Origin of the sequence: Micromonospora sp. RV43, from assembly GCF_001029515.1 — a bacterium.
Classification (GTDB): Bacteria; Actinomycetota; Actinomycetes; order Mycobacteriales; family Micromonosporaceae; genus Micromonospora; species Micromonospora aurantiaca.
In genome coordinates, this window is the sequence record NZ_LEKG01000084.1 from 16,229 (window position 1) to 30,961 (window position 14,733).

Here is a 14,733-nt window from a genome sequence, read left to right on the forward strand (position 1 = left end):
GCGACCCCACGCACGTACGTCGACAGTGGAGGAACAGAGATGATCACGACAGCGGTCGTCGAGAGCACCGCCGGCCGGACCCGCTCCGGTCTGGGCCGCGCCCTCGACATCGTCAACATCATCGCCGAACGGGCACCGGAGACCCTCGGCGTGTCGACGATCGCGCGGGAACTGGGTCTGCCGAAGGCGGTCGCGCACCGCATCCTCAAGGAGCTGGTGGCCGACAACTTCCTCACCTTCAACGAGGAGACCAAGCGGTACCGGCTCGGCACCGGCGCGCTCGCGGTGGGCCTGGCCGCGCTGCGCGCGCTGGACGTGCCGGACATCGCGCGCCGCTACCTGGTCCGGCTGGTGCGCGACACCGGCGAGACCGCCACGCTGTCGGTGCGGCAGGGCTGGTCACGCGTCTACATCGACCAGGTGCTGTCGCCGCACGAGGTCCGGATGTCGGTTTCCCTGGGCACCAGCCACGCGCTGCACTCCGGGTCGTCGTCGAAGGCGATCCTGGCGGCGCTGCCGGACGCGGAGGTCGACGACTACCTCGGCCACCACCCGCTGGACGCGGTCACCCCGGCCACCATCACCTCCACCGCCAAGCTGCGGGCCGACCTGGCCCGGATCCGGCGTCAGGGGTACGCGGTGAGCATGGGCGAGCGGCAGAACGGCGCGGGAAGTGTGGCCGCGGCGGTGCGCTACGCGACCGGGCAGGTGTTCGGCTCGATCTCGCTGTGCGGGCCGCAGAACCGGTTCACCCCGGAGGTGTGCGCCGCGCACGGGGCGCTGGTCGCCGCGGCGGCGGCGGAGATCTCCGCCGAACTGGGTTTCCGGCCGCCGGCGCAGCGTGTCGCCGGGCGGACGGGTCAGGAACAGAACTGGGGAGGTGGAACAGGTGAGTGACGGACCGCTGACGGGCCTGCGGGTGCTTGACGTCTCGACGATCCTCGCCGGGCCGCTGTGCTGTCAGATCCTCGGCGACTACGGCGCCGACGTGATCAAGATCGAGCACCCGACCATGGGTGACAGCATGCGCGGCCACGGCAAGGCCAAGGACGGCCATCCCCTGTGGTGGAAGGAGATCTCCCGCAACAAGCGGCTGGTCGGGCTGAACCTGTCCGCGCCGGAGGGCGCGGCGCTGCTGCTGCGGCTGGCCGAGCGGGCCGACGTGCTGGTGGAGAACTTCCGGCCGGGCACGCTGGAGCGCTGGGGTGTCGGCCCGGAGGAGCTGCACCGGGTCAACCCCGGTCTGGTGATCGCCCGGATCACCGGCTTCGGGCAGTCCGGCCCGTACGCCTCCCGCGCCGGGTTCGGCACGCTGGCCGAGGCGATGAGCGGGTTCGCCCACCTGACCGGCACCGCGGACGGCCCGCCCACGCTGCCCGCGTTCGGGCTGGCCGACAGCATCTGCGGCATCGCCACCTCGTCGGCGGTGATGATGGCGCTGTGGCACCGGGAGCGCTCCGGCGGCCGGGGCCAGGTCGTCGACATGAGCCTGCTGGAGCCGATCATGACCGCTGTCGGTCCCGGCCCCACCGTCTACGACCAGCTCGGCGTGGTGGAGCAGCGGCAGGGCAACCGCTCGACGAACAACGCGCCGCGCAACACGTACCAGACCAAGGACGGGTCGTGGGTGGCCATCTCCACCAGCGCCCAGGCCATCGCCGAGCGGGTGCTGCGGCTGGTGGGCCACCCCGAGGTGATCGACGAGCCGTGGTTCCGTACCGGCGTCGGGCGGGTGGCGCACGCGGACCTGCTCGACGAGTACGTGGGGTCGTGGATCGCCGAGCGGACCCGCGACGAGGTGGCCGCGGCGTTCGCCGAGGCCGGTGCCGCTGTCGCCCCGGTCTACAGCGCCAAGGACATCGTCGAGGACCCGCACGTCCGTGCCACCGAGATGATCACCACGGTCGACGATCCCGACCTCGGCCCGATGCGGATGCACAACGTCATGTGGCGGATGTCGGAGACGCCGGGCCGGATCCGGTTCACCGGACGCTCCCCCGGCGCCGACACCGACGCCCTGCTCGTCGAGGAACTCGGCTGCGACCCGGCCGAGATCGCCGACCTGAAAGCCCGTGGCGTCGTCGCCTGACGACGCCGACAGCCGAAACGCGAGGAACCCCGTGGGCACCACAGCCAGAACCGCCGACCGCCTGCTCGACGCCGTGCAGGCCGGTGTCACGATCTACGACCTGGGCCGGCGGCTGACCGTCGGCATGCCGCAGTCACCGAACCACCCGGCGTTCGGGCTCACCCTGCCGCGCCGCCACGGCGACATGGTGCGCGCCGACGGCGGCTCCGCCGCCAACGACCTGCTGGTGATGGGCACGCACGTCGGCACGCACGTCGACGCGCTCGCGCACGTCTCCCAGGACGGCCGGCTGCACGGCGGCGCCGACGCCGCCGACGCGCAGGTCGGCGGCCGGTTCGACGAGCTGGGCGTGCACACCGTCGCGCCGATGGTCCGCCGGGGCGTGCTGCTGGACGTGCCCGCCGCGCTGGGCGTGGAGGCCTGCGAGCCCGGCTACGAGATCACCCCCGCCGACCTGGACGCCACGGTGTCCCGGCAGGGCACGCCGGTGGGCCCGGGTGACGTCGTGCTCATCCGCAGCGGGTGGGGCCGGCTGTTCGACCACGAGGACCGCGGCGTGTACGTCGGCAAGGACTCCGGCGTGCCGGGGGTCGGCGCGGACGGCGCGACGTGGCTGGCGCAGCGGCAGGTGCACGCCGCCGGCGCGGACACCATCGCCTTCGAGTGCCTGCCGCCGGGCAAGGGCCACAGCTCGCTGCCGGCCCACCGGATCCTGCTGGTCGAGCACGGCGTGTACCTGATCGAGACGATGGCGCTGGAGGAGCTGGCCCGCGACGAGGTGCACGAGTTCACATTCGTCATGGCGCCGCTGCCGCTGTACGGCGCCACCGGCTCCCCGGTGCGCCCGCTGGCGGTGATCAGCCGTGGCTGAGCCGACCCTGGGCCGCCACCTGGCCACCTTCGCCGCCGACACCGCCGCCGAGACGCTGCCCGACGAGGTCGTCGCGAGCGTCCGGGCCCGTGTCCTGGACGTGCTCGGCCTCTGCGTGGCGGCCCGGCCGCTGCCGACCAGCCAGGCGGCCCTCGCCTACGTCGAGGAGCAGGGCGGCCGTGGCCAGGCCACTGTCGTCGGCCTGGACGAGAAGGCGCCGGCCGCGCTGGCCGCGTTCGCCAACGGCGTGCTGGCGCACTCGCTCGACTACGACGACACGCACCTGCCGTCGGTGCTGCACCCGAGCGCGTCGGTGGTGCCGGCCGCGCTGGCCGCCGCCGAGGCGTCCGGGGCGTCCGGGCGGGAGACGGTCGCGGCCATCGCCGTCGGCCTGGAGGTGTGCGTCCGGCTCGGCATGGCCGGTTACGACCCGGCCGCCGGCAACTCCGTCTTCTTCGAGCACGGGCAGCACGCCACCTCGATCTGCGGCACGCTCGGCGGCGCGGTGGCGGCGGCCCGGCTGCTGAAGCTGGACGCCGACGGCGCGCTCGACGCGCTCGGCGTGTCCGCCTCGATGGCCGCCGGTCTGATCGAGTCCAACCGCAACGGCGGCACCGTCAAGCGGATCCACTGCGGCTGGGCGGCGCACGCGGCGGTGAGCGCCGCGCAGCTGGCCCGGCACGGCGTGACCGGCCCGCCGACGGTGCTGGAGGGACGCTTCGGCTTCTTCCAGGCGTTCCTGCGCGGCGAGTTCGACGGCGACGAGATCGTCCGCGGGCTCGGCACCGACTGGGCGGTGCCGGGCATCTTCTTCAAGCCGTATCCGGCGAACCACTTCACCCACGCCGCCATCGACGCGGCGATCGCGTTGCGCGAGCGCGGGTTGCCGCTGGACGAGATCGAGTCGATCACGCTCGGCGTGCCGACGCCGACGGTGCGCACCATCGGCCAGCCCATCGAGCGCAAGCGGGCGCCGCAGACCGGCTACGAGGCGCAGTTCAGCGGCCCGTACGCGGTGGTCGCCGGCCTGATCGGCGGCGGCGGTCTCGGCGTGGACCTCGCCGACTTCACCGACGCCCTGGCGCACGACCCGCAGCGGCGGGCGCTGATGGCGCTGGTCGACGTGGTGGGCGACGAGCGGTGCGACGCGATCTTCCCGCACCAGTTCCCGGCCGTGCTGCGGGTGGTCACCCGCGACGGGCGGGAGTGGGTGCAGGAGGTGCTCGCCAACCGGGGCGGGCCGCAGCGTCCGCTCAGCGACGCCGAACTGGCGGTCAAGTTCCGCACCAACGCCGCCGCCCTGCCGGAGGCGACCGCCGACCGCATCACCGAGGAGGTCCACCGGCTGGACCGGGCCCCCGACGTCCACGGCCTGATGGGCCTGATCAACCGCCGCTGAACCGAGCACGAGGAGCAACACCATGAGCACCTACGACCTGCTGCTGACGAACGTCCGCGTGGTCCGGCACGACCGGCCCGAACCCGAGCTGATGGACATCGGCGTCACCGACGGACGGATCAGCCGCGTCGCCCCGCAGATCGACCGGGCGGAGGCCGCCCAGGTCGTCGACGGCGGCGGCCGGCTCGCCTTCCCCGGCGTGGTGGACGCGCACCAGCACTGGGGCATCTACAACCCGCTGAGCGAGGACGCCGTCTCGGAGAGCCGCGCCTCGGTGCAGGGCGGCGTCACCACGGCGCTGAACTACATGCGCACCGGGCAGTACTACCTCAACCGGGGCGGCCGGTACGCCGACTTCTTCCCCGAGGTGCTGTCCGCGACCGAGGGCCGCTCCTACATCGACTACGGCTTCCACCTGGCGCCGATGTCGCGGGAGCACATCGGCGAGGTGCCGTCCCTGGTCGAGGAGCACGGCGTCACCTCGTTCAAGATCTTCATGTTCTACGGCAGCCACGGCCTGCACGGCCGGTCCGCCGACCAGAACTCGTTCCTGATGATCCCGGAGGGCGAGCGGTACGACTACGCCCACTTCGAGTTCGTGATGCGGGGCGTCCAGGCGGCCCGGGAGCGTTTCCCCGAGCTGGCCGACGAGATCTCGCTGTCGCTGCACTGCGAGACCGCCGAGATCATGAGCGCGTACACCAAGCAGGTCGAGCAGGACGGCACGCTGCGCGGGCTGGAGGCGTACCACGCCTCGCGGCCGCCGCACTCCGAGGGACTGGCCGTGTCGATCGCGTCGTACCTGGCGCACGAGACCGGTCTGCCGAAGATCAACCTGCTGCACCTGACCTCGGAGAAGGCTGTCGACGCGGCGCTGCGGATGGCGCGGGCGTTCCCGCACATCGACTTCCGCCGCGAGGTGACCATCGGCCACCTGGTCGCCGACATCGACACCGCGCACGGCCTGGGCGGCAAGGTCAACCCGCCGCTGCGCCCGCGCGCCGACGTCGAGGCGCTCTGGGGGTACGTCCTGGACGGCAAGATCGACTGGGTGGTCAGCGACCACGCCTGCTGCAAGGACGAGGTCAAGTTCGGTGAGCCGCGCGACGACATCTTCGTCGCCAAGTCCGGCTTCGGCGGCGCCGAGTACCTGCTGCCCGGCCTGGTCACCGAGGGCAACCGGCGTGGCCTGTCGTACCAGCGGGTGGCGGAGCTGACCTCGTGGAACCCGGCCCAGCGCTTCGGCCTGCGCAACAAGGGCGCGCTGCTGCAGGGGTACGACGCCGACATCTGCCTGGTCGACCCGGACTCGACCTGGACGGTGCACGCCGAGGACTCCGAGTCGACGCAGGAGTACACGCCGTTCGAGGGCTTCGAGCTGACCGCACGGGTCACCGACACCTTCGTCCGCGGGCAGCACGTGCTCGTCGACGGCAAGGTGACCGGCGAGCCGGCCGGCCGTTACCTCGCCCGCCCGCAGCGGTAAGGGGAACGACTGATGGCGGCGGTGGCGCGCAGTTACCTGTACGTGCCGGGCGACCGGGCGGACCTGCTGGACAAGGCGGCCGGGCGCGGCGCGGACGCGCTCGTGCTCGACCTGGAGGACGCGGTCACGCCGGCCCGCAAGGCGCAGGCCCGGGAGACGGTCGCCGGGTACCTGGGCGCCGCCGCGCCGGCCGGCCCCGAGCTGTGGGTGCGGATCAACAGCGACCAGGTCGAGGCGGACGTCGAGGTGCTCTCCCCCGCCGCGGCCGGGGTGTGGGTGCCGAAGGCCGAGCCGGACCTGCTCGCCGAGGTCGACGCGGCGCTGACCCGGGTGCAGCGGCGGCTCGGCCCGGACGCCCCGGCGTTCCGGGTGGTGGCGCTGATCGAGACCGCCCGGGGCGTGCTCACCGCGCCGCGGGCGGCCGAAGCGCCACGGGTGCTGCGGCTCGGCCTCGGCGAGGCGGACCTCGCCGGTGAGCTGGGGTTGCAGCCCGGGCCGGAGCGGGCGGAGTTCGCGCCGATCCGCTCCCAGGTCGTGGTCGCGTCGGCAGCGGCCGGCATCACCCCGCCGGTGGGACCGGTGGAGACGACGCTGCGCGACCCGGAGCGGCTGGAGCAGACCACCCGGGCGCTGCTGCGGCAGGGCTTCCGGGCGCGCAGCGCCATCCACCCCGGGCAGATCGCGACGGTCAACGAGGTGTTCACCCCCACCGAGGCCGAGGTGGCCTCGGCGCGGGCCGTGCTGGAGGCGCTGGAGCGGGCCGAACGCGGCGGCTCCGGGGTGGCCACCGACGCCGGCGGGCGGCTGCTGGACCGGGCGGTGGTACGGGCCGCCGCCGAGGTGGTACGCCGCGCCGAGGCGTCCGCCGGCTGACCGCGCAACGGGGCCGGGGACCGTGGGCGGGTGCGACGCCGCCGGTCCCCGGCCCCGTCGTACGGGTCACGCCGGGCGGGGCGCCCTCCGCGCCCCGCCCGGCGTCGCACCGCGGTTGCGCTCAGACCACCGCGGGCTGGGCCTCGGTAGCCATGACGAGCGCGCCGAGCAGCGCGGCGTCCTGCGCGAAGTCCGACAGCACGATCTCCGGCGGGTACGGCAGCGTGTGGGTGAGCCGCTCGGTCAGCAGCTCCCGCACCAGGTCGTTGCCGGCGACGCTGCCGACCAGCACGATCCGCTGCGGGTCGAGCAGCAGGCAGCACGTGACCAGCTGGCGGGCCAGTTCGTCGACGCGCAGGCGGAGCTGCTCCCGTACCGGGCCGGGCTGCTCCGCCGCCGCGCACAGGCCGGCCGCCCGGCCGTCCACGCCGAGGCGCTGCGCCAGCTCGTCCAGGGCCCGGCCGGAGAACGTCGCCTCCAGCATCGGTTCCAGGCGGGGCGGCCAGCTGAGGTCGGTCAGTCCGTAGGCGATCTCGCCGGCCGCGCCGTGGCGGCCCGGCAGCACCTCGCCGTTGACCGTCACCGCGGCGGCCACCCCGGTCCCGAGCCCGACGACGAGCCCCGGATCGGCGTCGCGCAGGGCCCCGAGCCGCAGCTCGGCGTAGGCGGCGGCCTTCAGGTCGTTCGTCACCCGCACGTGCGCGAGGTTCAGGTGGGCGCGGACCGCCTCGCCCAGCCGCAACTGCTCCCAGCCGGGGACGTTCGGCGCCAGTTCGATGCCGTCGTCGTGGACGACGCCGGGCGAGGCGATGCCGGCCGCGACGATCGTGCCGCCGGTCTGCTCGGCGAGTTCGCACGCCCGGTCCAGCGCCCGGGTGAGGGCCTGCTGCGCGCCCCGCTCGGCGATCGTGGGCAGGCGCTCGGAGACGAGCAGCCGGCCGTCGGTGTCGCCCACGCCGATCGCCATCTTGGTGCCGCCGAAGTCGATGCCGAGCAGGCGCGGATTTGCCGGTCGTTCCATGGTGATGTCAGATCGCCCTTCGGGCCGTCGGTCCAGATCACGTGGTCGCCGCGACACGACGTCCGCGACCACGGCCAGCTGCGGCTGCCGCCCCGTCACAGGCCTACCCTCGCCGCGACCGCCTCGGCGAGAGCCGCGTCGGCACGGGTCAGCCGCTCGCGCAACGCCTGCGCCCGCTCCTGCACCGCGTCGAGCATTGTAGACAGTCGTCCGACCTGGTCCCGGACGGCCGCCTCGCCGGGACCGTCGGCCTGGGCGCGGCGCAGCACGAGTTCCGGGCGGACCGCGGCGGCCAGCAGGTCCCGTACCGCGGCGTCGCCGAGCGCCAGACCGAGGTCGGCGGCGGTGGACCGGACCAGATCCTCGGTCCAGTTCGCCGGGGCGCCGCCGCGGACCAGCCGGCCGAGCAGCGAGTGGGCGCCGCGGAACGGCACGCCGTGGCGGGCCAGCGCGTCGGCTGCCGCGGTGGTGGTGGCGCCGGAGGCGACGATCTCCTCGCCGGACGGCGGGCGCTGCGGGTCCAGCTTCTCGATCAGGCCACCGAGCAGCGAGAAGAACCGGTACGCCCGGTCGTCGCCGTCCCAGAGCCGGGACTGCACGTCGGTGGTGGCGTTGTTCGAGTCCTCCCACCAGGCGGCGCCGACGTTGTTGAGCACGCTCGCCGCGTCGGCAGCGGCGGCGCCGGCCATCGAGACGAGGTGTTCCAGCACCACCGGGTTGCGCTTCTGCGGCATGATGCTGCTGCCCTGGGTGAACTCGCCGGGCGTGACCACCCAGCCCCAGCTCAGCCAGTCCATCAGGGTGCGGGCGAGCCGGGCGCCGGTGGCGAGCGCCTGCGCGTTGAGCGTGGCGACCCGGACCAGGTGGTCGGCGCCGGCCACCGCCTCGTACGAGTTGACGATGAGCTGGTCGAAGCCGAGCAGGTCGGCCAGGCGGCGGGGCGAGATGTCCAGGTCGGTGCCGGCGAAGGCGCAGGAGCCCAGCGGCGAGCGGTTCATCTCGTCCAGCAGGTCGGCGTACGCGGCGGCCTCGCCGGCGAGCGCCTCGGCGTAGCCGGCGAAGACGTGCCCGATGCTGGTCGGCTGGGCCGGGCGGCGGTGCGTGTAGCCGGTGATCACCACGTCGGCGTGCCGGTCCGCGCGGTCCAGCACCGTACGGCCGGTCGCCAGCAGCGCGTCGAGCACCTGGAGCAGCTGGTCGCGCAGCACCATCCGGAAGACGCCGGCGTCGAGGTCGTTGCGGCTGCGCGCGAGCTGCACGCTCAGCTGCGACACCTCGATGCCGGCCGCGGCGGCGAGGCGCTTCTCCAGCGTGTAGTAGACGTCCTCGACGCTGCCGTCGTACTCCAGTTCCTCCGGCCGGTCCCCGGCGAGGGCGACCAGGCCGCGCAGCATCGTCGCGGCGGCGTCGTCGGAGATCAGCCCCTGCTCGGCGAGCATGACGACGTGGGCCTTGCTGGCCGTGACCATCGCCGGGTAGAGGTGGGCGACGTGGTGGTCGAACACGACGCGGAGGTGATGCTGTTGGTAGACGGTCAGTGACGGGCTCATGGAGGCCTCCCGAGGTGGTGCGTGGTCCTGGGGCGTAACTGTCATCCGGCCGGCTGGTCCGGCCGGTCGGCGCCGGGCGGTCCCGGCAGCGGCGCGGCGAGCCACGCCCCGACCAGCTCGCGCAGGCGGGTGCCGACGGTGGCGCGGATCCGGCCGCCGGCCTCCTCGCCTGCCAGCGAGACGTGGCCCGACCAGCCCTGCCAGGGGTCGGGGCGCGACTCCACCAGCACGTACGGGTACGGGGTGGGCAGCTTCGGCTTGGGTGGCAGGTCCGGCGCCGCGTCCAGGCGTACCGCGGCCGGGTCGAAGCCGAGCACGGCGGAACTCTCGTACGCGCCGCCGTGCCCCCGGGCGGGCAGGTCGCCGAACATCTCGGTGGTCTCGTCCGGGCCGACCAGCTGGAACCAGTTCACCAGCATCATGCTGGCCCGCTGCCGGCCGGACACCCACTCCATCGCCGCGCGGACGGTGGACATGTTGGCGTCGTGCCCGTTGACCACGAGCACCCGGGTGAAGCCCGCCTCGACGATGCCGGCGAGCACGTCGGCGAGGTAGCCGACGGCGATCTCCGGCCGCAGCGCCACAGTGCCCGGCCACGGCCGGGTCTGGCCCGGGCAGGCGGCGTACGGCGTGGCCGGGAACAGCACCGCCCGGGTGGACCCGGTGGCCAGTTCCCCGGCGAAGCCCTCGGCCAGGATCAGGTCGGTACCGATCGGCAGGTGCGGACCGTGCCACTCGACCGCGCCGACCGGCAGCACCGCCAGGTCGGCCGCCTCGGTCACGGCGGCGAACGCGTGCCCGGGTACCCGGGTGACCGGCAGCAGCCCTCCCCCGGTCCGCCACCGCTCGATCAGTTCGTCCACTGCTCGGCCCTCCGGGTCGCGGTGCGGCTGCTCTCCAGCCGTCCGGAGAACCACATCACCACGAAGATGAGCAGCACCTGGAGCATGCCGTAGGCGGCCGCGGTGCCCAGCTCGAAGCTGTACATGCGGTTGTTGATGGCGACCGAGATCGGGACCGTCGACGAGGTGTAGATGAGCACCGAGGCGACGAACTCGCCGACGCCGTGCACGAACGCCAGCAGCGCGCCGGCCAGCACGCCGGGCAGCATCAGCCGCACGGTGATCGTGTAGAACGCGCGCAGCCAGGAGGCGCCCAGGTTACGCGCGGCGTCCTCCAGCGACGCGTCGATCAGGGCCAGCGTCGCGGAGCTGGACCGGAACACGATCGGCAGGAACCGCACGAAGTAGGCCAGCGGCAGGATCCAGAACGTGCCGACCAGCACCTGCCCGAAGCTGAACGCGTTGCCGGTGCTGAACGCCGAGATCAGGTTGATCGCCACGACCGTGCCGGGCAGTGCCCAGGCGATCATCACGGCCACGTCGAGCAGGCCGCGCCCGACGAACTTCAGCCGCCGCACCGCGTACGCGATCAGCACGCCGATCACCACGCAGCCCACGACCGCGATGAGGCTCATCTGCACCGAGTTGAGGATCGGCTGGAACGCCTTGGGGTCGGTGAAGATGGTGACGAAGTTCTCGAACGTGTACGTCGGCGGCAGCACCTCGGTGGTCCAGGACCGGTCCTCGGAGAACGCGACGAGCGCGATCGCGCCGACCGGGGCGAGCAGGACCAGCGTGGCCAGCACCGAGGCGAGCGGCGCGAGCCAGCGGCCGATCGGGTTGGTGATCTCCCGCCGGACCGCCGAGACGCCCTTGGACTGCGACTGGTAGTTGCGCCGCCCCTCGTACCAGCGCATGCCCAGCAGGAAGATGATCGAGACGATGCCGAGCACTGAGGCGTACGCCGAGGCCATCGGCAGGTCGCCGTTGGTGCGGTTGATGTAGATCTGCATCGTCATGGTCTGACTGACGTTGAACAGCAGTGGCGCGGTGTAGGACGCCAGCGACGTCATGAAGACCAGCAGCGACGCCGAGATCAGCGCCGGGGTGAGCATCGGCAGCAGGACGGTGCGCCACACGCGTACCCGGCCCGCGCCGAGGTTGTACGCCGCCTCCTCGACCGACGGGTCCATCCCGGCCAGCGCCGCGGAGGCGGCCAGGAAGAAGAACGGGTACATGGTGAACGTGTGCACCACCAGCACACCGGCGATCCCGTCGAAGGCCAGGACCGGCTTCTCGGTGCCGAGCAGCGCCTGAAGGCCGCGCGGCACGATGCCGATGTTGCTGTAGAGCAGCTGGAAGGACACGGCGCCGATCAGCGGCGGCAGGGCCGCCGGCACCAGGATGAACGCCTCGATGAGCCGCCGGCCGCGGAAGTGGAACCGCTTGAGCAGGAACGCCATCGCCACGCCGACGACGCCGCAGAGCAGCACGCTCGCGGCCGAGATGAACAGCGAGGTGAACAGCGACTCGCGGGCCACCCCGGAGGAGGAGAGGAACTGGAGGTAGTTGTCGGTGCCGTTGGCGCTGACGCTCTCCCGGAAGGTGGCGAACATCGGCTGGACGACGAAGCCCCACAGCACCAGGACCAGCGGCAGCACCAGCAGGTAGGGGAACCATCGGGAGTTCGCCCCGCCGGCCAGGCGCCGGCCGAGGGCCGCCGCCCAGCCGGGGGCGGTCGGGGTCGCAGCGGTCACGGCTTGACCACCCAGAGCCGCTCGGGTGCGAGCCGCAGGCCCACGACGTCGCCGAGCCCGATGCCGGCGGGCGCGTCAACCAGGGCGGCCATCACCTCGTCACCGTCGACGTCGACTGTGACGTGGGTGGCCATGCCTGTGAACTCGACGTGGCTGACCCGGCCGCGCATGGCCGCGGTGTCGTCGTCGCCGCCGAGCGCGATGTGCTCGGGGCGGGCGGAGACCAGTGCGGTGTCGCCCTCGGTGAGCCCGTGTCCGGCGGGAGCGCCTACCTCGATCGTGGCGCCGCCGGGCAGGCGTACCTGGACGCGCTGCTCCGCCCCGCCGGTCACCGGCAGGCTCAGCACGTTGCTGCGTCCGATGAACCGGGCCACGAACGCGTTCGCGGGCTGGTAGTAGACCTCGTGCGGGGTGCCGACCTGCTGGACCCGGCCGGACTCCATGACGGCGATCCGGTCCGACATCGCCATCGCCTCGGCCTGGTCGTGTGTGACGTAGATCGAGGTGGTGCCGCTCTCCCGCTGGATGCGCCGGATCTCGGCACGGGTCTCCTCGCGCAGCTTCGCGTCGAGGTTCGACAGCGGTTCGTCGAGCAGCATGGTGCGGGGACGGATCACCAGTGCCCGCGCCAGCGCGACGCGCTGCTGCTGGCCGCCGGAGAGCGCGTCGATGCGCCGGTCGCCGTAGCCGGCGAGGTGCACCTGTTCGAGCGCCTCGGTGACCCGGCGGGCCTGCTCGGCGCGGGAGACCCGGCGGACCTTGAGCCCGTACGCCACGTTCTGCGCCACCGTCATGTGCGGGAACAGCGCGTAGTTCTGGAACACCATGCCGGTGTCCCGCTTGTTCGGCGTCCAGTGGGTGACGTCGTCGTCGCCGAAGTGGATGTGACCGGACGTCGGGAAGTAGAAGCCGGCCACCATGCGCAGCGTCGTCGTCTTGCCGCAGCCGCTCGGCCCGAGCAGCGTGAAGAACTCGCCGGCTCCGATGGTGACGGTGACGTCATCGACCGCCGCGGAGTCGCTCGACTTGGCGAAGCGCTTACTGACCGCCGTCAGTCGGACATCGATCATTTCGTGGGTCCTTCCAGGACGAAGCCGGGCCGTGCCGGAGCACGGCCCGGTTCCGAGCGTCTTAGCCCTTGCCCTTGATCTGGGCGTTCCAGTGGGTGATCCAGGCGGTCTCGTTCTTGCCGATCACGTTCCAGTCGACGTTCATCGGCTTGAGGTCGAGCTTGGTCAGCCACTCGGGCTTCTCGGCGATGTCGACAGCGGGGATCTGGAAGTAGTCCTTGGCCAGGCTGGCCCGCAGCGAGTCGTCGAACAGGAACTCGAGGAACTTCTTCGCGCCCTCGCTGTTGCCGCCCTTGACCGCGGCCACGCCGTCGACGAGCACCGGCGCGCCGGAGGCCGGCATGACGTAGCCGAACGGCATCTTCTCGTTGGCCTGGAGCAGGATGTCCTGGAGGTTCCAGGCGCTCACCACGCCCTGCTCACGCGACATCTTCAGGTAGAGGTCGCTGGGGTTGGCCGCGTACTCGACGGTGTTGGCGTCGAGCTTGCGCAGCCAGTCGTAGCCGGGCTGCGGGTTGGACCCGTCGGCCGTGAAGCGCTGGATCATCGAGGCGTAGATCGAGCGCATGGTGCCGGAGGCGGCCACGTCCCGGATGATGATCTTGTCTTTCCACTTCGGGTCGACCAGGTCGTCCCAGTCCTTCGGCGCGGTCTCCGGGGTCAGCGCCTTGTTGTTGTACATGATGACCTCGGGCAGCAGGATCTCGCCGAACCAGCGGCCCTCGGCGTCCTTGTACCGCGCGTCGATCTTCGAGGCGAACGACGGCTGCCAGGACTCCAGCAGGCCCTCGGACGCGCCGGCGGCGAGGCCCTGCTGGGTGCCGCCCCACCAGACCGACGCCTGCGGGTTGGCCTTCTCGGCGCGGACCCGCTCCAGCACCTCCTGGGCGCCCATGTTGAGCACCTCGACCTTGCCCTTGTACTCGGGGTTCTTGGTCGTGAACTGCTCGACGACGTAGTCGGTGACCGACTTGTCGCGGGCACTGTAGATGACGACCTTCTCGGCCGACGCGGAGCCGGAGGAGCCGGTGTCCTTGTCGTCGTCGCTGCTGCCGCACGCGCTGACGGCCAGCAGCGCGCTGAACGCGACGGCCAGGGCCAAACGACGTTTCATTGGTACCTCCATTTGCGGGGGAACTATCGGGAGCGGGGAAAGACGGTGTGCGATCCCGACCCGGGGCGCCGGCGGGTTCGCCGGTTCCCCGGGACGGGGTCGAAGGTCCGCGGATCGCGCCCGGACCGGGGCGCGCCGCATCGCGCCGCGACCGGTCGTCCGGGATACGGACGCGGTCGCCGCGACGGTGACGGTGACGGTGGGGTGGGTGTCCCACCGGTAGAGCACCTGACACTCTCCGAACGTGTCCAGCGTCACGGTCTGCCCGATCTCCGGCGTCTTCTCCTCGTAGGTGCGCTCAAGGATCTCATCCGTCTCCGGGTCCCTGTACTGTATCGGCGTCATCCTGCTCCTCCTTCGAAACTTCCGAACCTTCCGAAACCTACCTTCCGTCCACGACTCAAAGTTAACAGCGGTCTTGCTATCAGTCCAATTGTTTGCTTGAATTGTCTCTATAAATAAAACCTATATCCGCTGCGGTTGGTCAGGGCTTGCCTCCGGCGGCGGGGGATTGAAAGGGGCGGGATTGCTGTTTCGGCAGCTAGAGTGTTTTCTCGCGGTGTCGCGGCTCGGGAACGTGAGCCGGGCCGCGGAGGAGATGTACCTGACACAGCCGACGCTCACGGCGCGACTGAAGGCGCTGGAGGACGAGGTCGGGGAT

13 protein-coding genes are annotated in these 14,733 nt (G+C 72.1%); 7 read left to right on the plus strand and 6 right to left on the minus strand.

The genetic code is table 11. The annotated features are described in order from the left end of the window. The first annotated feature begins 39 nt into the window (after window positions 1-39). Genes ABD52_RS20440 through ABD52_RS20465 form a run of 6 tightly spaced genes read left to right on the plus strand, consistent with a single transcriptional unit; the run spans window position 40 to window position 6,718 of the window. Complete coding sequence (locus tag ABD52_RS20440) at window positions 40-897, plus strand: IclR family transcriptional regulator (RefSeq protein WP_013286898.1); 858 nt, start codon at window positions 40-42, stop codon at window positions 895-897. Then, window positions 890-2,089: a CaiB/BaiF CoA-transferase family protein gene (locus ABD52_RS20445; protein WP_013476394.1), complete on the plus strand. Its 1,200-nt coding sequence runs from the start codon at window positions 890-892 to the stop codon at window positions 2,087-2,089. The genes ABD52_RS20440 and ABD52_RS20445 overlap by 8 nt, the downstream gene beginning before the upstream one ends. A gap of 31 nt (window positions 2,090-2,120) precedes the next feature. Continuing rightward, entirely contained in the window at window positions 2,121-2,960 is an 840-nt protein-coding gene (locus ABD52_RS20450) for a cyclase family protein (protein ID WP_013286900.1), read from the plus strand. Beyond that, a complete protein-coding gene (locus ABD52_RS20455; RefSeq protein ID WP_013476392.1) occupies window positions 2,953-4,359 on the plus strand; it encodes an MmgE/PrpD family protein in 1,407 nt (468 codons plus the stop codon). Before ABD52_RS20450 ends, ABD52_RS20455 begins: the two co-directional genes overlap by 8 nt. Window positions 4,360-4,381: 22 nt before the next feature. Continuing rightward, window positions 4,382-5,845: a dihydroorotase family protein gene (locus ABD52_RS20460; RefSeq protein ID WP_013286902.1), complete on the plus strand. Its 1,464-nt coding sequence runs from the start codon at window positions 4,382-4,384 to the stop codon at window positions 5,843-5,845. Between the two features lie 12 nt (window positions 5,846-5,857). Beyond that, window positions 5,858-6,718: a CoA ester lyase gene (locus ABD52_RS20465; RefSeq protein WP_047892867.1), complete on the plus strand. Its 861-nt coding sequence runs from the start codon at window positions 5,858-5,860 to the stop codon at window positions 6,716-6,718. Between the two features lie 121 nt (window positions 6,719-6,839). On the opposite strand, the gene ABD52_RS20470 is transcribed toward ABD52_RS20465, so the two are convergent. From ABD52_RS20470 to ABD52_RS20495, 6 genes are all read right to left on the minus strand, one after another. After that, window positions 6,840-7,739, minus strand: a complete 900-nt coding sequence (locus ABD52_RS20470) for an ROK family protein (protein ID WP_013286931.1) — start codon at window positions 7,737-7,739, stop codon at window positions 6,840-6,842. A 95-nt stretch (window positions 7,740-7,834) separates the two neighbouring features. After that, window positions 7,835-9,289, minus strand: coding sequence for an argininosuccinate lyase (locus ABD52_RS20475; protein WP_047892868.1), 1,455 nt, complete (start codon window positions 9,287-9,289; stop codon window positions 7,835-7,837). Between the two features lie 41 nt (window positions 9,290-9,330). Then, window positions 9,331-10,152: a creatininase family protein gene (locus tag ABD52_RS20480; protein WP_047892869.1), complete on the minus strand. Its 822-nt coding sequence runs from the start codon at window positions 10,150-10,152 to the stop codon at window positions 9,331-9,333. Next, complete coding sequence (locus ABD52_RS20485; RefSeq protein ID WP_047892870.1) at window positions 10,140-11,888, minus strand: iron ABC transporter permease; 1,749 nt, start codon at window positions 11,886-11,888, stop codon at window positions 10,140-10,142. The genes ABD52_RS20480 and ABD52_RS20485 overlap by 13 nt, the downstream gene beginning before the upstream one ends. Further along, window positions 11,885-12,958: an ABC transporter ATP-binding protein gene (locus ABD52_RS20490; RefSeq protein ID WP_047892871.1), complete on the minus strand. Its 1,074-nt coding sequence runs from the start codon at window positions 12,956-12,958 to the stop codon at window positions 11,885-11,887. The genes ABD52_RS20485 and ABD52_RS20490 overlap by 4 nt, the downstream gene beginning before the upstream one ends. A 61-nt stretch (window positions 12,959-13,019) precedes the next feature. Further along, a complete protein-coding gene (locus ABD52_RS20495) occupies window positions 13,020-14,072 on the minus strand; it encodes an extracellular solute-binding protein (protein ID WP_013286936.1) in 1,053 nt (350 codons plus the stop codon). 526 nt (window positions 14,073-14,598) lie between these two features. Between ABD52_RS20495 and ABD52_RS41700 the strand changes: the two genes are divergently transcribed. Beyond that, the coding region (locus tag ABD52_RS41700; protein ID WP_152748288.1) for a LysR family transcriptional regulator at window positions 14,599-14,733 on the plus strand (135 nt) is incomplete at its 3' end.

Coding starts and splice junctions, on each gene's coding strand:
- ABD52_RS20490 (WP_047892871.1), bottom strand. CDS start 12,958: ATGATCGATGTCCGACTGACGGCGGTCAGTAAGCGCTTCGCCAAGTCG.
- ABD52_RS20470 (WP_013286931.1), bottom strand. CDS start 7,739: ATGGAACGACCGGCAAATCCGCGCCTGCTCGGCATCGACTTCGGCGGC.
- ABD52_RS20495 (WP_013286936.1), bottom strand. CDS start 14,072: ATGAAACGTCGTTTGGCCCTGGCCGTCGCGTTCAGCGCGCTGCTGGCC.
- ABD52_RS20475 (WP_047892868.1), bottom strand. CDS start 9,289: ATGAGCCCGTCACTGACCGTCTACCAACAGCATCACCTCCGCGTCGTG.
- ABD52_RS20465 (WP_047892867.1), top strand. CDS start 5,858: ATGGCGGCGGTGGCGCGCAGTTACCTGTACGTGCCGGGCGACCGGGCG.
- ABD52_RS20440 (WP_013286898.1), top strand. CDS start 40: ATGATCACGACAGCGGTCGTCGAGAGCACCGCCGGCCGGACCCGCTCC.
- ABD52_RS20460 (WP_013286902.1), top strand. CDS start 4,382: ATGAGCACCTACGACCTGCTGCTGACGAACGTCCGCGTGGTCCGGCAC.